The 17,192-nt window shown below is 30.3% G+C and carries 13 protein-coding genes; 11 read left to right on the top strand and 2 right to left on the bottom strand.

The window, feature by feature from the left end; translation table 11 throughout:
- Position 1: 1 nt before the first annotated feature.
- The gene (locus BQ5344_RS06675; protein ID WP_021743256.1) at positions 2–640 is read left to right on the top strand and encodes a V-type ATP synthase subunit D; all 639 of its coding nucleotides are present in this window, start codon (positions 2–4) and stop codon (positions 638–640) included.
- A 38-nt stretch (positions 641–678) separates the two neighbouring features.
- Here BQ5344_RS06675 and ytvI read toward each other — a convergent pair whose 3' ends face one another.
- Complete coding sequence (gene ytvI / locus BQ5344_RS06680) at positions 679–1,827, bottom strand: sporulation integral membrane protein YtvI (RefSeq protein WP_071124663.1); 1,149 nt, start codon at positions 1,825–1,827, stop codon at positions 679–681.
- Between the two features lie 397 nt (positions 1,828–2,224).
- Here ytvI and BQ5344_RS06685 point away from each other — a divergent pair, with 397 nt between their 5' ends.
- The 6 genes from BQ5344_RS06685 (at position 2,225) to BQ5344_RS06710 (ending at position 10,137) form a co-directional block, all read left to right on the top strand.
- On the top strand, positions 2,225–3,325 hold the full coding sequence (locus tag BQ5344_RS06685; RefSeq protein WP_071124664.1) for an ABC transporter ATP-binding protein: 1,101 nt from the start codon (positions 2,225–2,227) through the stop codon (positions 3,323–3,325).
- Positions 3,326–3,629: 304 nt separating this feature from the next.
- Positions 3,630–5,000: a carbohydrate porin gene (locus BQ5344_RS06690; protein WP_071124665.1), complete on the top strand. Its 1,371-nt coding sequence runs from the start codon at positions 3,630–3,632 to the stop codon at positions 4,998–5,000.
- 41 nt (positions 5,001–5,041) lie between these two features.
- Positions 5,042–6,298, top strand: coding sequence for a sugar ABC transporter substrate-binding protein (locus tag BQ5344_RS06695; RefSeq protein ID WP_071124666.1), 1,257 nt, complete (start codon positions 5,042–5,044; stop codon positions 6,296–6,298).
- A 174-nt stretch (positions 6,299–6,472) separates the two neighbouring features.
- Complete coding sequence (locus BQ5344_RS06700) at positions 6,473–7,756, top strand: carbohydrate ABC transporter permease (RefSeq protein WP_021769417.1); 1,284 nt, start codon at positions 6,473–6,475, stop codon at positions 7,754–7,756.
- Between the two features lies 1 nt (position 7,757).
- The gene (locus BQ5344_RS06705) at positions 7,758–8,594 is read left to right on the top strand and encodes a sugar ABC transporter permease (protein ID WP_021769418.1); all 837 of its coding nucleotides are present in this window, start codon (positions 7,758–7,760) and stop codon (positions 8,592–8,594) included.
- A 34-nt stretch (positions 8,595–8,628) separates the two neighbouring features.
- Positions 8,629–10,137: an alpha-amylase family glycosyl hydrolase gene (locus BQ5344_RS06710; protein WP_235846128.1), complete on the top strand. Its 1,509-nt coding sequence runs from the start codon at positions 8,629–8,631 to the stop codon at positions 10,135–10,137.
- Between the two features lie 224 nt (positions 10,138–10,361).
- Here BQ5344_RS06710 and BQ5344_RS06715 read toward each other — a convergent pair whose 3' ends face one another.
- Positions 10,362–12,125 (bottom strand): glycoside hydrolase family 13 protein, encoded by a 1,764-nt coding sequence (locus BQ5344_RS06715; protein WP_071124667.1) that lies wholly within the window; start codon positions 12,123–12,125, stop codon positions 10,362–10,364.
- 380 nt (positions 12,126–12,505) lie between these two features.
- Between BQ5344_RS06715 and BQ5344_RS06720 the strand changes: the two genes are divergently transcribed.
- Genes BQ5344_RS06720 through BQ5344_RS06735 form a run of 4 tightly spaced genes read left to right on the top strand, consistent with a single transcriptional unit; the run spans position 12,506 to position 17,125 of the window.
- On the top strand, positions 12,506–13,783 hold the full coding sequence (locus BQ5344_RS06720) for a TolC family protein (protein ID WP_071124668.1): 1,278 nt from the start codon (positions 12,506–12,508) through the stop codon (positions 13,781–13,783).
- 50 nt (positions 13,784–13,833) lie between these two features.
- The gene (locus BQ5344_RS06725) at positions 13,834–15,189 is read left to right on the top strand and encodes an efflux RND transporter periplasmic adaptor subunit (protein ID WP_071124669.1); all 1,356 of its coding nucleotides are present in this window, start codon (positions 13,834–13,836) and stop codon (positions 15,187–15,189) included.
- 26 nt (positions 15,190–15,215) lie between these two features.
- Entirely contained in the window at positions 15,216–15,908 is a 693-nt protein-coding gene (locus tag BQ5344_RS06730) for an ABC transporter ATP-binding protein (protein ID WP_071124670.1), read from the top strand.
- Between the two features lie 5 nt (positions 15,909–15,913).
- On the top strand, positions 15,914–17,125 hold the full coding sequence (locus BQ5344_RS06735; RefSeq protein ID WP_071124671.1) for an ABC transporter permease: 1,212 nt from the start codon (positions 15,914–15,916) through the stop codon (positions 17,123–17,125).
- The last annotated feature ends 67 nt before the right edge of the window (positions 17,126–17,192 follow it).

Genomic DNA, 17,192 nt, shown 5'->3' on the forward strand with positions numbered 1-17,192 from the left:
TATGGCAAGATTAAATGTAAATCCTACAAGAATGGAGCTGAGCCGTTTAAAAATACGTCTAAAAACTGCTAAAAGTGGACATAAACTGTTAAAGGACAAGCAAGATGAACTTATGCGTCAATTTATTATTTTAATAAAACAAAATAGAAAATTGCGTGAAGAAGTGGAAGGAAAATTACAAAATTCATTTAAGGATTTTTTACTTGCAAGAGGAGTAATGTCTGATGAAATGCTTGAAAATGCTATTGCATATTCGGAAGATAAACTTTTGGCAAATATAAAAACTAAAAATGTAATGAGTGTAATTGTACCAACAATGACTTTTAATAGAGATATGGAAAATGCAGAAGTATCTTATCCTTATGGATATGCTCAAACATCTGCTGATTTAGATGATGCTGTTGATGGCTTGAATCGGGTAATGAAAGACTTGCTGGAACTGGCAGAAATCGAAAAGGCATGTCAGCTTATGGCAGATGAAGTGGAAAAAACAAGACGGCGTGTAAACGCGCTGGAATATATGACGATTCCACAGCTTGAAGAAACAATCCGTTATATTCAGATGAAACTTGATGAAAATGAAAGATCAAGCATCACAAGGCTTATGAAAGTTAAGGATATGATGGCTGAAAAAGCATAAAATTATAAATTTATTTTCAAATAAAAAAATAGAGTCGCTTAATTGCGGCTCTTTTTATTTTCTTTATGTATTTTGTTTTGAATATTGTCAGAGGAATCACTAAAAATATCCCTAAAAAATCCAACTTCCAATTCTCTTGAAAATACATTTTTTAAAATAATCATTACAACAGGTCCTATTAGAAATCCAATTACTCCAAAAATTTTAAAACCTGAATACATTGAAATCAGTGTGATTAATGGATGAACTCCCAAGTTTTGACTTACCAATTTTGGCTCTAGCATTTGTCTCACTGATAAAACAAATAGATAGATTATTATTAACATAATTCCTAATTTAATATCACCTAAAGCAAAAGAAATTATAGCCCATGGGATTAAAATTGTCCCTGCTCCTAAAATTGGTAAAGCATCGATTAGACAAATTATAATTGACATTAGTAAAGGATAAGGAACGTTTAATTTTAGGAATGATAACAAGTTTAACCATATTAAAAGTTCAAAAAAACAAATTGTCATTAAGATAATCTGAGCTTTTATATAAGAGCCAAGAACCGTAAACATGTCTGTTTTAATATTAAAAACCTTATCCAGCCAAGATTTTGGCAACTGTTGTTCTAAAAAAGCTACAATTTTATCTCTGTCAAGACTTATGAAAAAAGTTGCTAAAATTGTTATACAAATATATAAAATCAACGTTGGAATAGAAGTAATGAAATTTATCAATCCTTTTATAAATATTCCAAGCCGTGCAGAACCTGATGAAATAAAGCTGTTTATAGTATCATTTACCTGTCTTGTAAAACCTGAGGGGAAATTTCCTAAGTAAGTATCGATTTTTGTCATATTGTCAGACCATAGTTTTTGTGCCATCTCGCTGTAATTGTTAAGATTTTGTGATAATTTGTAGATTTCACTTATTAACTTTAATGACCCCCATCCAATTGCTCCAAAAAATATAATTAAAAATGTTACAATGGAAATTATTGTTGAAAGTTTTTTTGATAATTTCAATTTTTTTTCTAAAAATCTTGTAAATGGACGTGTTAAGATTGACAAAAATAATGCTATTGTGAATGGAAATAAAAATATTCCTAGCTTAAAAGCTATAAACACCACTAGCAAAATTAAAGCAATATATACAAGAAAATATAATTTTTTGAAGTCAAAATTTTTGTAACTTGCCATAATAAAATACTCCTTTTCTTAACCTGATAATTTATTTTATAGATTATTATATAATAAATGTGTGAAATTGTAAATCTATATTTTCAATAGAATGTATGTTGAATTTTAAAGTATAAATTTAACAACTTGCGAGATAAGATTAAATAATTAAAAATGCTAAATATAAAATCAAAGATTATTTCACTAATAAAATAGTAATTTTTTAAAATATTTGTAATTATAAAAAATATTTTAGAAAAAAAAGCCGTATTTTCAGTATTTATAAGAGGATTTAAAGAATGAAATTAAAAATTTTAAAAAAAGATTTACGTATAGGTATTGACAATAGAAAAAATTAAGGTATACTTAGAACATAAAGGATAAAAAAAGTATTATTTAAGTTTTAGGAGGAGTATTAATGTCAAGAGTGGTATTAAAAAAAGTTGAAAAGCAATATCCAAACGGCTTTAAAGCTGTTCACGGCATAGACTTAGACATAGAAGATGGCGAGTTTATGGTATTTGTAGGGCCGTCAGGATGTGCAAAATCAACTACACTAAGAATGGTAGCAGGGCTTGAAGAAATAACTGGTGGAGAAATATATATAGGTGACAGGCTAGTAAATGACGTTCCACCAAAGGATAGAGGAATAGCCATGGTATTTCAAAATTATGCTTTGTATCCTCATATGACAGTTTATGAAAATATGGCATTTGGACTAAAATTGAAAAAAACACCAAAAGATGAAATTGACAGAAGAGTACGAGAAGCGGCAGAAAAACTTGAGATAACAGATCTTTTGGACAGAAAGCCTAAAGAAATGTCAGGAGGACAAAGACAAAGGGTTGCACTTGGAAGAGCGCTTGTGAGAGAACCAGAAGTATTTTTGTTTGATGAACCGTTATCAAACCTGGATGCTAAATTAAGAGTTTCAATGCGTGTAAGAATAGCACAGCTTCATAAGGAACTTAAAACAACGATGATATATGTTACTCACGATCAGGTTGAAGCAATGACTATGGGTGACAGAATTACAGTATTAAAATCTGGACGAATAATGCAGGTTGATACACCTTTAAATCTATATCATTATCCTGCTAATAAGTTTGTAGCTGGATTTATTGGATCCCCTACTATGAATCTTATAGATGGTGAATTAGTGGAAAGAGAAGGAAAAGTCTACATCGATTTAAATGGAACACAAATTGAAATTGCAAGTGAGAAAGCTGAAAAATTGAAAAACCATATTGGAAAGAAAGTTGTATTTGGAATACGGCCTGAAAATATAACAGTTTCTGAAGTAGAGGACAGTTTTTCAAAAGAGGGAGAAATAAATGTTGTAGAACAAATGGGAAATGAAGAATATATTTATTTTTCACTTAATGATCAGCAATTTACTTGTAGACTAAATTCAAATTTTACGCAAATTAAAAGTAGCAAAACGAAAAAAATATTTAGATTTGATACTTCAAAAGCACACATATTTGATGCACAAACAGAAGAAAACATAAGTTTATAAAATACTGGTTAACACAATTTATTTATAAATTAAAATATTGTAACTGCTTTATTTAATTTTAAAATAATTAGATTTTTGCAGAAGTTAACGTATATAATAAACTAAAATAAATAGCTAACAAAAAGTTAATTTACTAAAAGGAATAGGATTTTAACATTTTAAGAAAAACAAACGTGTTGAACTTCAATAAATAATTTTAACAAATAAAAAATATAAATTAACAATTCACAACAATCTAAATTTATTTTGTAAATTAACTTTAAATTTAATAAATATAAAATAAAAATTTTTGGAGGATTTTATCATGAAAAAGAAATTACTTTTAGCACTAACAGCATTTTTATTGGCATGCTCATTTGTAAATGCCGAATCATTGGAAGAAAGAGTTGAAAGACTTGAAAGAGAATTAAGAGAAACTAAACAGGAATTAACAAAACAAATAGCTGAAAAACAAGTACCAGCACCAGCTCCTGCACCAGCATTCAGTATGGCAAGTTTAACTGATGGATTTGAATTTCATGGTTATGGGAGAGCAGGACTTCTTATAGATCAACAAGGTGAAAAAGGATCTGCTTTCAAAGTGCAAGATGAAGGATTTGCAAAAAAATATAGACTTGGTAATGAAGATGATACATATGCAGAAATGGAATTAGTGAAAAAATTTGATGTAAACGGAGCACAAGGATCAGTACATTTTATGTTTTCAACAAAAGCAGGTTCAGGAAACGACTATAAAACATGGTCTTCAGCAAATCCAAATGATCCAGGTTCTGAAAATGATTCATTTAAAACTAGACAATTTTATGTTGATATAACACCAAATGGTGGAGCAACATATTGGGCTGGGAAAAGATATTATGCTAGAGAAGACATTCATATAAATGATTATTATATTAAAGACTTCTCAGGAACAGGAGCAGGGGTTCAAAACATAAAACTTGGTTCAGGGACAGCTGATGTTGCAGTAATAGCAACAGATCCTGGAAAACATCCTGAATATACACTTCACACTAAATATTCAGTAGGTTCTTGGGCATTTGAATTAGCAGGACATACAATGAGATCAGATTCTACTGACAGAGATATAGCTGAATGGGGGACACAAGCTGCAATTACTTATAGCTTACCAGGATTCTATGGATTTAAAGATAATGGATTTTCTAAAATTGTATTGCAAGGTGGGGTAGGACTTGGTTCTGCAAGTGGACTTGGAAGTGCTACTTCGTGGGGAGACAGTAGAAAAGATGCTGTGTCTGTAAACTTAATCACATATGGACAAGCAAATCTTTCAGACAGATGGCAAATTATGCCTGAATTAGGGTACAGATATGACAAAAACTTCTGGGGAACAAAAGACCAAAGACAACAATGGGTAACAGCAGGAGTAAGAGTTGCTAATCCAATAACAAGTCATTTTGCTATGCAATATGAAACAGGAATTGACTATGTAAAAGTTCGTAAAGGACAAACAAACTATGATAGCGGACTATTCAAATTAACAGTAGCACCTACTTTGAAACTTGATACAGGAAACTTCTGGGGACGTCCTGAAATTAGAGCATTTGTAACTTATGGACATGGTTTTGGAGATAAGAAAATCATAAGAACAGACTTAGATGGTAAAGGACATAATAAAGGAGTATTGTTTGGAGTTCAAACAGAAGTTTGGTTCTAATAAAAAATTATTGATTTAAAAACAAATTGGAGGATATAAAAATGAAAAAGATATTTTTAATTATTTCAGCTATGATGATTTTACTTTCTTGTGGAAAAAAAGAAGCTGAAAAAACAGATGGAGGCGGACAAGCTGCACCAGCGACAGAAATAAAACCAGAAAATGGAGCTACTTTAAAAGTTTGGGAATCTAAAGGAAAAGAAGCAGATTGGATAAAATATGTAGCTGAAGAATTTGAAAAAAAATATAATGTAAAAGTAACTTATGAAAATGTAGAAGCACCAGATGTAGTAAAAAAATTACAAACTGAAGGAAAAACAGATTCTGGAGCTGCTGACTTGGTAGTTTTCCCGCATGATAATATAGGAACAGCTGCAAGTGCAGGGTTGTTATTCACATTGGATGATGTACCTGAATTGGTAAATAAAGTGGAACAAGATTTTTATCCAGGAGCTGTAAGTGGATCTAAAGCAATGGACAACAAACACTATGGTGTACCTTTAGCAATGGAAACTTATGCATTGTTCTATAATAAAGACTTATTACCAACAGCACCTGATTCATTTGAAAAATTAATTGAAGCTACAAAATCATTGACTAATAAAGGTGCACAAAAATTTGGAATTTTATTTGAACCAGCGAATTTCTATTTTTCTTACGCATTCCTTTCAGCTGACGGAGGTTATGTGTTTAAAAATGGAACAGATGTTAACGATATGGGACTTAATAATGATGGTGCTGTAAAAGGACTTGAAGCAATGTTAAAATTAAAAGAAATTTCTGCTGATAAAGCTGAAGATGTAAATGGAAATGTTATAAAAGCATTATTTAATGAAGGAAAAGTTGCAGCAGTGATAAATGGACCTTGGTTCTTGAGTGATTTAAAAGATTCTAAAGTAAAATACGGTGTAGTACCATTACCTACAATTAATGGTAAAAAACCTAAATCATTCTCAGGTGTAAGAATATTAGGAATTAATTCTACTACTAAATATCCACAAGCAGCAGTGTTATTCTTACAATTTGCTTCTTCAAAAGAAATGCTTCAAAAAAGATTTGAAATGACAGGGCAAATTCCTCCATTAAAAACTTTTGAACCAACTGATGATATTTCAAAAGCATTCTTAGCACAAATTTCAGTTGCTGAACCAATGCCATCAGTACCTGAAATGGGAGCAGTATGGACACCAATGGGAGCTGCTTTAGGAGATGCTTGGGCAGGAAAAGCACAACCAAAAGTTGCACTTGATAACGCTGTAAAAGCAATTAAAGACCAAGTTGCAGCAACAAAAAAATAAAATAATAAATTAAAAAACTTTTTAGTTAGAGATTTAATAAACAATATATAGTCAAACTGCTTTTTGAACTTTAAGATAAGAAGTAGTTTGGCTAAAATAATTTTATTATTTAAAATTTTTGTATGATTTTAAGATATTTAGACACAAAATAAATATAGAAAGTGTGGAAGTAAAATGAATAAAGAAAAGAAATTTTTAATAGCTTCGGCACTTTTACCGGGAGCTGGGCAATTTCTAGCTGGACATATAGTTAAGGGAGTTCTTTTTGTTATAATGCATTTATTAATGGGAGGAATACTTTTAGCAGGTTTATTTAGCAATGTACTTTACAAATTTGTAAGTTTGGGAGATAAACCTGAAGTACGAACTATATTTAAAACTACAGCTGGAGACAATTCGCTTGATTATTTGGTAAATGGTGCTTTATTTTTTATAATATTAATTTTGTTTACAATTTTTTATGTATATAATTTAAAAGATGCAAAAAAACTTGGAAAATTCATTGATGCAGGAAATAGTTTACCAAAAGGTGAAAAATATAGAGATTATGTAATGGATGAATTTTTTATGCCAACATTTTTAACACCAGGAGCCTTAGGAACAATTTTTATTGTATTCTTTCCTATGCTTTTGACAGTTTTGATAGCATTTACAAACTATTCAGGACCAGATCATCTTCCACCTAAAAATCTGTTTGATTGGGTAGGATTTGATAATTTCGTAAGACTTATAAAATATAAAGAATTATCTAAAACTTTTTTTGTAGTTGCAGGATGGACTCTAGTTTGGGCTATTTTAACTACTATATTTAATTTTGCGGCAGGATTACTTTTGGCAATTATAACTAACAGTAGAAGAATAAAATTTAAAGGGCTTTGGAGAGCAATATTCATACTTCCTTATGCAGTTCCTTCTTTTGTATCGTTATTAGTATTTAGACTTATGTTTAATGGATTAGGACCGATAAATGCTTTGTTGCATACAAATATTCCATTTTTGACTGATCCAACAGGTGCAAAAATAATCGCAATATTGGTAAATACTTGGCTAGGAGCACCATATTTTATGGTATTAATATCAGGAGCATTGACTAATATTTCGAGTTCGTTATATGAGGCAGCAGATATAGATGGAGCGACTGAATGGCAAAAATTTAAAAATATAACATTTCCAATGTTGTGGATTCAACTAGGATCTACAATGATATTGACTTTTGCTTTTAACTTTAATAATTTTGGAGCAATTTATCTGTTGACAAATGGACTTCCAGCAGATTCTAGCCTAAGATATGCAGGACATACCGACATATTAGTATCTTGGATATATAAACTTACAATGGATAATAACTTATTTAGTTTAGCAGCAACAGTAACTATATTTATATTCTTATTTGTAGCAAGTATATCTTTATTAACATTGGCAAGATCTAAAACATTTAATCAGGAGGCGGTGTTGTAAAATGGCAGAAAAAAAAGTAAAATTTGATATATTAACTGTTTTTATATACATATTGCTTGTTGTAATATCACTTATTGTAATATTTCCTGTAATATGGATTGTAGGAGCATCGCTTAGACCTGGTACTTCAATATTTGGAACTGACATTTTTCCAAAACAGATAACTTTTGCTCATTATGCAGAACTATTTAAAACAGATTATCCGAGATGGTATTTAAATACCCTTTTCATAGCGGTAGTAAATATGATAATTTCATTATTTATAACAACGTTAACAGCGTATATTTTTTCAAGATACAAATTTAAAGGGAAAAAGCAGACAATGGTAACAGTTCTTATATTACAAATGTTTCCATCGTTTTTAGCAATGACTGCAATATATGCGTTTTTAAAAAGACTTAATTTGGTTGATACATATTTAGGACTTCTTGTAATATATATAGCAGGGCAAATTCCATACAATTCATGGCTTGCAAAAGGATATTTTGATGGAATACCTGCGAGCTTGGATGAAGCGGCAAGAGTTGATGGAGCAGGACCTTTAAGAACATTTTTTCAAATAATTATGCCAGTGGCAAAACCGATATTAGTATTTATTGCATTAATTAATTTTACTGCACCTTGGTTTGATTTTATATTTCCAAAAATGATTCTTTTGAGTCCAGAGAAAAAGACATTAGCTGTAGGGCTTTTTGAATGGATTTCAGGGCTAAATAATAGTAATTATACATTATTCGCGGCAGGAGCAATACTTGTTGCGATACCGATAACTTTATTGTTTGTACTGTTACAGAAAAATATTGTAGCTGGACTGTCAGCTGGAGCTTCAAAAGGATAATCTTGATTTTCCAAAACGAAAGGAAGTTAAATCTGTGAAAAAAATAAATAGGTGGATTTTATTAATAGCAGCATTAATTTTAAGTATTTTTTCATGTCACAATAAAAATATAAAAGACTTTAATAATACTGAAAAAAGTAAAATTGAAAAATCAGGAGTTTATTACGAAATATTTGTAAGATCTTATGCAGATAGTAATAATGATAAAATAGGAGATATTAAAGGAATAACTGATAAACTTGATGAATTAAAGGAATTAGGGATACAGGGAATATGGCTAACTCCTATCTTTAAATCACCTAGTTATCATAAATACGATGTAACTGATTATTATACCATTGATCCAGAATACGGGACAAAAGAAGATTTGAAAAATCTAGTTTCAAAAGCACATAGTAAAGGGATAAAAATTATTCTTGATTTACCCGTAAATCACACAAGCAAGGAACATCCATGGTTTAAAGATGCGGTTCAGAATAAAGACAGTAAATATAAGTCTTATTATAGAGTAGCCCAAAACAATGATAAGTCTTTAAATCTAAATTCTTATGCAATGGATCATAAAAGTTGGAATAAATTAAATAATGAAGAGCAGTATTATGCTATATTTTGGGAAGGCATGCCTGATTTAAATTACAGTAATAAACAAGTCAGAGAAGAAGTAAAAAAGATTGCAAAATATTGGATTAGTGAAGCTAAAATAGATGGTTATAGAATAGATGGAGCGTATCATATATATGGTGAAGGGGAATATCCTGAAAAGGTTGATTTGGAAAAGGAAAATATAAACTGGTGGAAGGAATTTAGAAACAGTCTTGAAAAGGAATATCCGAATATTTATATTGTAGGTGAAGTTTGGAATGATACAAATAAGATTGCTCCTTATTATACAGCCTTTGATTCAAATTTTGATTTTGGAATATCAGAAAACGGTATAGCCGAAGCTATAAATTCCCAAGATGCTACGATTTTTTCTGATAAATTATCAAAAATATATGAAACTTATGGAAAAGTCGCATCTAATTATATTGATGCACCATTTTTAACAAATCATGATCAAAATAGAATTGCGAATAGCTTACTTGATTTAAGGCATCAAAAATTAGTAGCTTCAATACTATTAACCTTATCTGGAAATCCGTTTATATATTATGGAGAAGAATTGGGAATGAAAGGAAGCAAACCTGATGAAGAAATAAGAGAACCTTATTTATGGGGAAGTGAAGTAGGACAGACAAACTGGGAAGAAATAAAAAATAATACAAATACACCTTCTTTGGAAGTTCAAAAGAAAAATCCTGATTCACTATACAATTATTACAAAAAATGGATAGCTCTAAGGAATGAAAATGAAGCTTTGAAATATGGTGATTTAAAAATAGTAAATGTTAATGATAACCAGATATTAGCATATAAAAGGACTTATAAAAATAAATCAGTAATTGTTTTACATAATTTATCTGATACAGAAAAAAATGTAAACGTAGACGGGAAAAATGTAAAAATTTCTGGACTAACAAGCATTTTAGTAAATGCAATTTAAAATTAACTTTATAAGTTTTAATAGTTTTAGGAAAATCTAGTTCAAGAATTAAATTATAAAATTTAACTAAACAAAACAAATTATAATAATAAAGATGGAGTAAGAAATTTTTTATTCTATCTTTATTTTTTTCTTTTGAATTTTTTGAAATAAAAAATCCTCTCGTACAAGAGGAATTTTCTAAAATTTGATTTAAAATTGGTAATCTAAAACTTAAGTTTGTTTTAATATAAGTGCACTGCAAAGGTATCAGGTTCAAGAAGAATAGTGCTATCTTCTGAAATAAGTTTAGAATTACTTAAAAGAATTTTTTTTGTATTTTCCAATTTAATAATATTGCTTGTGTTATTATAGCTTATAGTAAGCTTAAAATTATTATAATTAATTGTAACTTGCAAAATATTATTTTCAAGGATTTCAATGTTTCGTTTTCCATAAATAATCCAGTTTATGTACTCTTTTCTTAAAGCAATCAATTTCTTAATAAAATTTTTCATTTCTGTATCTTGCTTATTTTCATCCCAAGGCATAACTCGACGGCAATCAGGATCTGAACCACCTTTCATACCGACTTCAGTACCATAATAAATACATGGAGATCCTAAATGCAGGAACGTAAAGACTAGTGCAGATTTAACGGCATTATGATTTTCTTTGGCTGTAGTGAGGATACGCTCGGTATCGTGGGAGTCAAGCATATTTAACATAACTTCATTAGTTTGTTGACGATAATACATAAGTTGGCTGTTAATCTGATTCTTAAATTCTTCTGCTGAAAGTGTCTTTGTTAGAAAATAATTTTTTATACTAGCAGCAAGAGGATAATTTGTTACAGCGTGAAATTCATCACCATTTAGCCACGTATGTGAATTGTGCCAGATTTCTCCGAGTATGTAAATATCTGGTTTAATAGCTGTTACTGTGTTATGAAAATCTTTCCAAAATTGATGTTCAACCTCATTTGCCACATCTAGTCGCCATGCATCAATATTAAATTCTTTTATCCAATAAGTTGCAATATCGAGCAGGTATTGTCTAACTTCAGGATTTGAAGTATTTAGTTTAGGAAGTTTTGGACTAAATTTAAAGGTGTCGTAATTTAAGTAATGGTGAATATCTGGAATTTTTTCTGTGTTTGTATAAACTGGGAAACTGTGAATGTAAAACCAGTCACGGTAAATGGAATTTTCTCCATTTTTTATAACATCGTGCCATTGTGCTGAATGATTTCCAATATGGTTAAAAACAGCATCCAGCATAATTTTCATATTTCGTTTATGAGCTTCTTCAATTAATTTTCTGAAAATTTCTTTATCTCCGAAATGCTTATCAATTTCAAAATAATTGACAGTGTCGTATTTATGATTACTTGGAGCTTCAAATACAGGGCAGAAATAAAGACCTGTAATACCCAAATCTTGTAAATAGTCAAGTTTTTGGAGTATCCCATACAAATCACCACCAAAAAAATCATCGTGCTTAGGCGAAATATCTGTATCCCAAGCCAAACTATTTATGGGGGAAATTTCAGGATTTCCATTAGCAAAACGCTCTGGAAAAATTTGATACCATACAGTTTCTCGAACCCATTTAGGCACTTTTACCCTATCAGAATCATGTAAATATGGTATTTTAAAACTATTTGCCCCAGCTTGGTACTGATATGGCTGATTTTCAACAACTCCCATATCACCAAAAAATACTTTTTCCCCATCTGTGCCTATTATTTCAAATAAATATGAAATCCGACGATAATCAACTTTTACACTGACTTGCCAGTAATCGTGACAAAGATCGCTTGTAATTATTGACATTGAAATATGATACTGATAATCTTGCGTAAAGTCAAATAGAGCTGTATCTCCATAGAGAAGTATTACTTGAGCAACATCGTTCTTTTTAGTTCTTAGTCTAATGTGAATTTCATCTTCTGTATAAAGGTAGGCGTATTCAGATTCAGTTCTATGATAAAATGCTGATTTTTCCATTAAATCATCCTCCAATTTATATCATTTAATTTATGTTGCTGTTTTTTATTAAAAACTAATTATAAATCTTGCTTATTTTATAAAAGTATATCATTTTATTTATTATATTTCAATATTTTAAAAATTAAGTTTGTTTAATAATTTTATCTTAAAATCACTAATTTAAATACTCAAAGACTATACAATTTGATAAATTACATTGTTAAACAAATTTAGTACTTAAAAATATAAAAAAATAATCGATTCATTTTAAGGTTAATTAAATAAAAAATTTAAAAAAATGACATAAATTTGTCAAAAAAAAATGATATTCTATGAAATAGGTGTTATAATAAATCTTGATAAAAATAAGCTGTTCATTCTAGAGGGAAGGAGATTACATGGTTAAGATATTTTTGAATTTTAAAAATAGAAAAATACAGGTTTTATCAGCATTATTCACGTTTAGTGTAGTAGGGTTTGCAGTTAATGTGGATGACTTGATTTCTGAGTATGAAAAAAATTCGTATACGACAAAAATTAATGAAAAAAATATGAGAAAGTTTGATATAAAGGACAGAGCTTTAAAAAATGGGGAGTGGAATGAAGTTAGTGTAACTTCAGACAATAATTATACATTACACGGAGTAGCAAATGGTCTAACTATGCAAAATAATGTAAAGTATGGGATGTTTTATTATAGAAATGCATATAATTTTAGAAGCAGTGAACTTACAGAAAATAAAATTGGTATTTCTAAAACTTTAAATGATTATTTTGGGTATAGTGATGTTAATTATAATAAAAAAACTAATCAAATTTCACGAAATATACAGAAAATTAGCAATGAAACTACAAAAAATTCAGAAATACGTGATTTGATAGATTTATACAAAAATTATAAAAATAAGCAGAAAGAAATTGAGCAGGAAGCACTTACGTTAGAAGATACTAAAAAAGATTATACTATTCAGACTAAAAAATTGGAACTGGGAACGGCGACGCAGTATGACTATGAGCTGGCAAAAACAGAATATGAAAATTCTCAGCTCAAATATGAAAATCTTGGACGGGAACTGCAGATTCTAGGGGAACGGTTTACAGTTTACAATGTTGCTTTGCCTGAAAAAGAGAAACTTGATGACTTGAAAAAAGTTGAGCTGAAAAAGGATGATTTCTATGCTCTTAGATTATCAGAAGCTGAAACAATAGAATTGAATTCACAGCTGAACAATGAACAGTTAAGAAAGGAAAATATTGACTATAAGTATCCTAAATTATCAGGAGATATTGGATATTCGTTAAAGGATCATTCTGTTGTTGTTGGGTTATCTGTGTCAAAAACTTTCAAAATACACAATGATACTCTTGAGGATTTGAAGAATGAAGCAGATAAATTAAAACTGCAGTATGAACAGAAAAAAAATGAGCTAGTGTCAAATGCTGGACAGCAGATGATAACTTACACGACTTACCAGACAAATGAGCTGACAGCTCAAAATACAATGAATATTAAGAAAAAAGAATATGAAATTTATGCTAAGAAATACGAACTGGGAGTTGACACATATTCCAACTACGTGGAAAAGCGGAATAACTATAAAAAAGCTGTGATAGACTATGAAACCGCCAAAAATGAACTTGCGGCATTTACTAAAAAAATAAAATATTATAAATAGAGATTATTAATGTAAAAAATAAAAATAAAAATTAGGAAAGCGGTGATTTTGTGGAAATAAATACAGAATTTTCTGAAATAGTTAAAACTATTGAATCAAAGAGGAAAAAGTCAAAAAATAAAAATTATTTTTATAAATTTATGACAATATTTGCTGTAATATTGTTTGCCGCAGTTGCGTGCGGAAAAAAAGAAGCTGAGCCTGAATATGAAGTGACAACTGTTGATAGGGGAGATATTTCGCTATCAGTTTCAAAAAATGGACAAGTTGTATCAGATAATGCGGTTTCAGTATTTACAACTTCAAGCCAAAGAGTAAACAAAGTGTTCTTTAAAAAAGGGGATAATGTAAAAAAAGGCGATGTAGTTTTGACATTTTATCCAGTTGACAAAAATGAGACTTTGAGAAAAATACAAATGAAAAATTTAGAAATTAAAAAATATGAAAGAAATTTGGTTGATGCCCAAGGGTCACTTAGAAGAAAGAAAGAGTCTAAAAGTTTGGAAATTCAGCAAAAATCAAGAGATTTATATAATGCTGAAGAATTGTATAAAGTTGGTGGAGAAACAAGGGTTAATGTAGACAATGCAAGAAAGGATCTAAGAAATTCAAGGCTGGATTTGGATACGGTTGACAGTGAGCAGAAGGCCAGTATTGAAGATGCGAGAACATCATTAAAGACAGCAAAATTAGAACTGGCTACATTGCAGGAAGATCTGTCGCTTATAAAAGATGAAATAACAAGTCCAGTTGATGGTGTTATTACAGAAATGACTGCAGATGAAAATTACCGTGTAAATACTGAAACGACTTTGTTTAAAGTATCGGATTCAACAAACATGAGGGTAGAGGTAAGCCTTTCAGACAATGAGGTAAAAAATATTCAAGTTGGACAAAGAGTTGAGATTACTTCAGATTCATTGCCGGACGGAGAGAAAATAGAAGGATCTGTTTTGCAAATTTCTGGAGTGGCTGAAAAAAGCTCAACACTTGATGAAAGTAATACTACTGTAAAAATCCAAATAAATGAAACTAAAGGTTTAAAACCAGGTGCTACAATAACGGCAACAATTTTTTACAAAGAAAGTAAAAATGTAACAAAACTGCCATATAGCTCTGTTATTAATGAAAATGGTAAATATTACGCTTTTGTTGTAGGAAAAGACAACAAAGTTTCAAAAAGGGAAGTTAAAATTGGAATAAATGATGATTCTTTTTATGCTGTAGAATCAGGAGTATCAGTAGGAGAAAGAGTAATTACTGTTGCGGATGAGAGATTGAAAGACGGACAAAAAATAAAAATTGCAGATCCGTCAAAACAGAAAGTAGCTCCTAATGGTGTAATATTTAAGGAGGAAAAACAAACAGGAAAAGGTGGAGGACCTGGAGGACCACCACCAAGATAGGAAAATAAACTTTAGAGGTAATTTTTATGATAAAAGTAAGCGATATAGTAAAAATATATAAAAATGGAAGCATGGAATTAAAGGTTTTGAAGGGGCTTAATCTTTCTGTAAGTGAAGGTGAATATGTAGCTTTTATGGGACCATCTGGAAGTGGAAAATCTACTCTTATGAATATTTTGGGCTGTCTTGACAGCCTTACATCTGGAACTTATATTTTAGATAATCAAGATGTTTCGACTATAAAAGGAAATGCTCTTGCTGAAATAAGAAACAAAAAAATAGGATTTGTCTTTCAAACTTTTAATTTATTGCCTAAAATGACTGCCTTGGAAAATGTGGCTTTGCCAGCTCTCTATGCTGGAGTAAAAAAAGCTGAGAGACTAAAGAGGGCAACAGAAGCCTTGGAAAGTGTGGGACTTGGTGAAAGAATTCATCATAAACCTAATGAAATGTCAGGAGGGCAAAGACAAAGGGTAGCAATTGCAAGGGCAATAATAAATAATCCAAAAATCCTTTTAGCAGATGAGCCAACTGGAAATCTGGATTCAAAATCTGGAGAAGAAGTTCTAGAAATTTTTAAAAAATTGAATGATAATGGAACAACGATAGTTATGGTTACACATGAAGAAGATGTGGCAGAGCATTGTAAAAGAATTATTAGATTAAAAGACGGTGTAATAGAAAAGGATGAAATTGTTCAGCATCGGAGAGGAGTGTAGTGTAAATGGATTTTATGGAATTACTAAAATTATCAGTATCAAATTTATTTAGCTATAAGGTACGTTCCTTCTTGACAATGCTTGGAATAATAATCGGTATATCTTCAGTTATAATGATGTCTTCATTAGGAGCGGGAGTTAAAGAGAATATTACCGGAGATTTGAATAAACTTGGAGTATCAAACTTTGAAGTGTCAATTGATACTTCTCCAGGGCAGACTTATAAGTCGCAGGATTTATTGACACCTAAGGATATTAAAGAATTAAAGAATATAGAAGGTGTTGAAGCTGTTACTCCAACTTCTAGCACTTTTGCAAGATTATCTACAAATGATGGTTCAGATAAGATGTTTACTGGAACGGGAGTCACAGAAGATTATTTTAAAATTTCAGATTACACAATAATAAAAGGAAGAAAATTTTTACCAAATGAATATAGAAAAGATGGAAAATATGTAATAATAGATAATATAACAGCTGATCAACTATTTGCTGGTGAAAATCCGATAGGAAAGAAATTGACTTTAAATTTTAGAAAAAATAGTCAAACTGTGACAATTGTTGGAGTGTTTAAAAATCCTTATGCAAGTCTGGGAGGTGGAGCTCAAATGCCTGCTATGGGACTTCTTCCTAATAATTATTTAAACCATTTGGAAGGAAATGAGCAGAATAAATACACTGCTCTTCAGATAAAGACTACGGATGCTAATGAAATGAGCAGAATAATGGAAGTTGTAAAAGAAAAGCTAAAAACAAGAGGGAGTGAGCCTAATGTTTACAATGTAAATTCAACAAGTCAAGGGCTGGATGAATTTAACAATATTCTTAATATGCTTTCACTTTTTATAAGCGGAGTTGCTGCTATTTCATTATTTGTAGGTGGGATAGGAGTTATGAATATAATGCTTGTAAGTGTTACCGAGAGAATAAGAGAAGTTGGACTTAGAAAGGCGATTGGAGCGAAAACAGGGCATATTCTTATTCAGTTTCTTATAGAAGCAGTTATTTTGACATTTTTTGGAGGTATAATTGGAGTTGTAATTGGGTATTCGTTAGCACTTTTGGTTGGAATGTTTATACAAACTTCGCCAATTTTAAGTCCAGTTATAGTATTTGTGTGCATACTGGTGTCTACAATGATAGGATTAATTTTTGGAGTTTATCCAGCGAAAAAAGCCGCGGCATTGGAGCCAATGGAAGCACTGAGAACAGATTAGAATTATGTTTAAATAAAAATAAAAATTGATTATCTTAAAAAATTAAATTTAGGATAATCTTTTTTTA

Origin of the sequence: Leptotrichia massiliensis, from assembly GCF_900104625.1 — a bacterium.
GTDB lineage: Bacteria > Fusobacteriota > Fusobacteriia > Fusobacteriales > Leptotrichiaceae > Leptotrichia > Leptotrichia massiliensis.

Bases quoted from the DNA above. Each gene is read 5' to 3' on its own strand.
- BQ5344_RS06675 (WP_021743256.1), top strand. From the start codon at position 2: ATGGCAAGATTAAATGTAAATCCTACAAGAATGGAGCTGAGCCGTTTA.
- ytvI (WP_071124663.1), bottom strand. From the start codon at position 1,827: ATGGCAAGTTACAAAAATTTTGACTTCAAAAAATTATATTTTCTTGTA.
- BQ5344_RS06685 (WP_071124664.1), top strand. From the start codon at position 2,225: ATGTCAAGAGTGGTATTAAAAAAAGTTGAAAAGCAATATCCAAACGGC.
- BQ5344_RS06690 (WP_071124665.1), top strand. From the start codon at position 3,630: ATGAAAAAGAAATTACTTTTAGCACTAACAGCATTTTTATTGGCATGC.
- BQ5344_RS06695 (WP_071124666.1), top strand. From the start codon at position 5,042: ATGAAAAAGATATTTTTAATTATTTCAGCTATGATGATTTTACTTTCT.
- BQ5344_RS06700 (WP_021769417.1), top strand. From the start codon at position 6,473: ATGAATAAAGAAAAGAAATTTTTAATAGCTTCGGCACTTTTACCGGGA.
- BQ5344_RS06705 (WP_021769418.1), top strand. From the start codon at position 7,758: ATGGCAGAAAAAAAAGTAAAATTTGATATATTAACTGTTTTTATATAC.
- BQ5344_RS06715 (WP_071124667.1), bottom strand. From the start codon at position 12,125: ATGGAAAAATCAGCATTTTATCATAGAACTGAATCTGAATACGCCTAC.
- BQ5344_RS06720 (WP_071124668.1), top strand. From the start codon at position 12,506: ATGGTTAAGATATTTTTGAATTTTAAAAATAGAAAAATACAGGTTTTA.
- BQ5344_RS06730 (WP_071124670.1), top strand. From the start codon at position 15,216: ATGATAAAAGTAAGCGATATAGTAAAAATATATAAAAATGGAAGCATG.
- BQ5344_RS06735 (WP_071124671.1), top strand. From the start codon at position 15,914: ATGGATTTTATGGAATTACTAAAATTATCAGTATCAAATTTATTTAGC.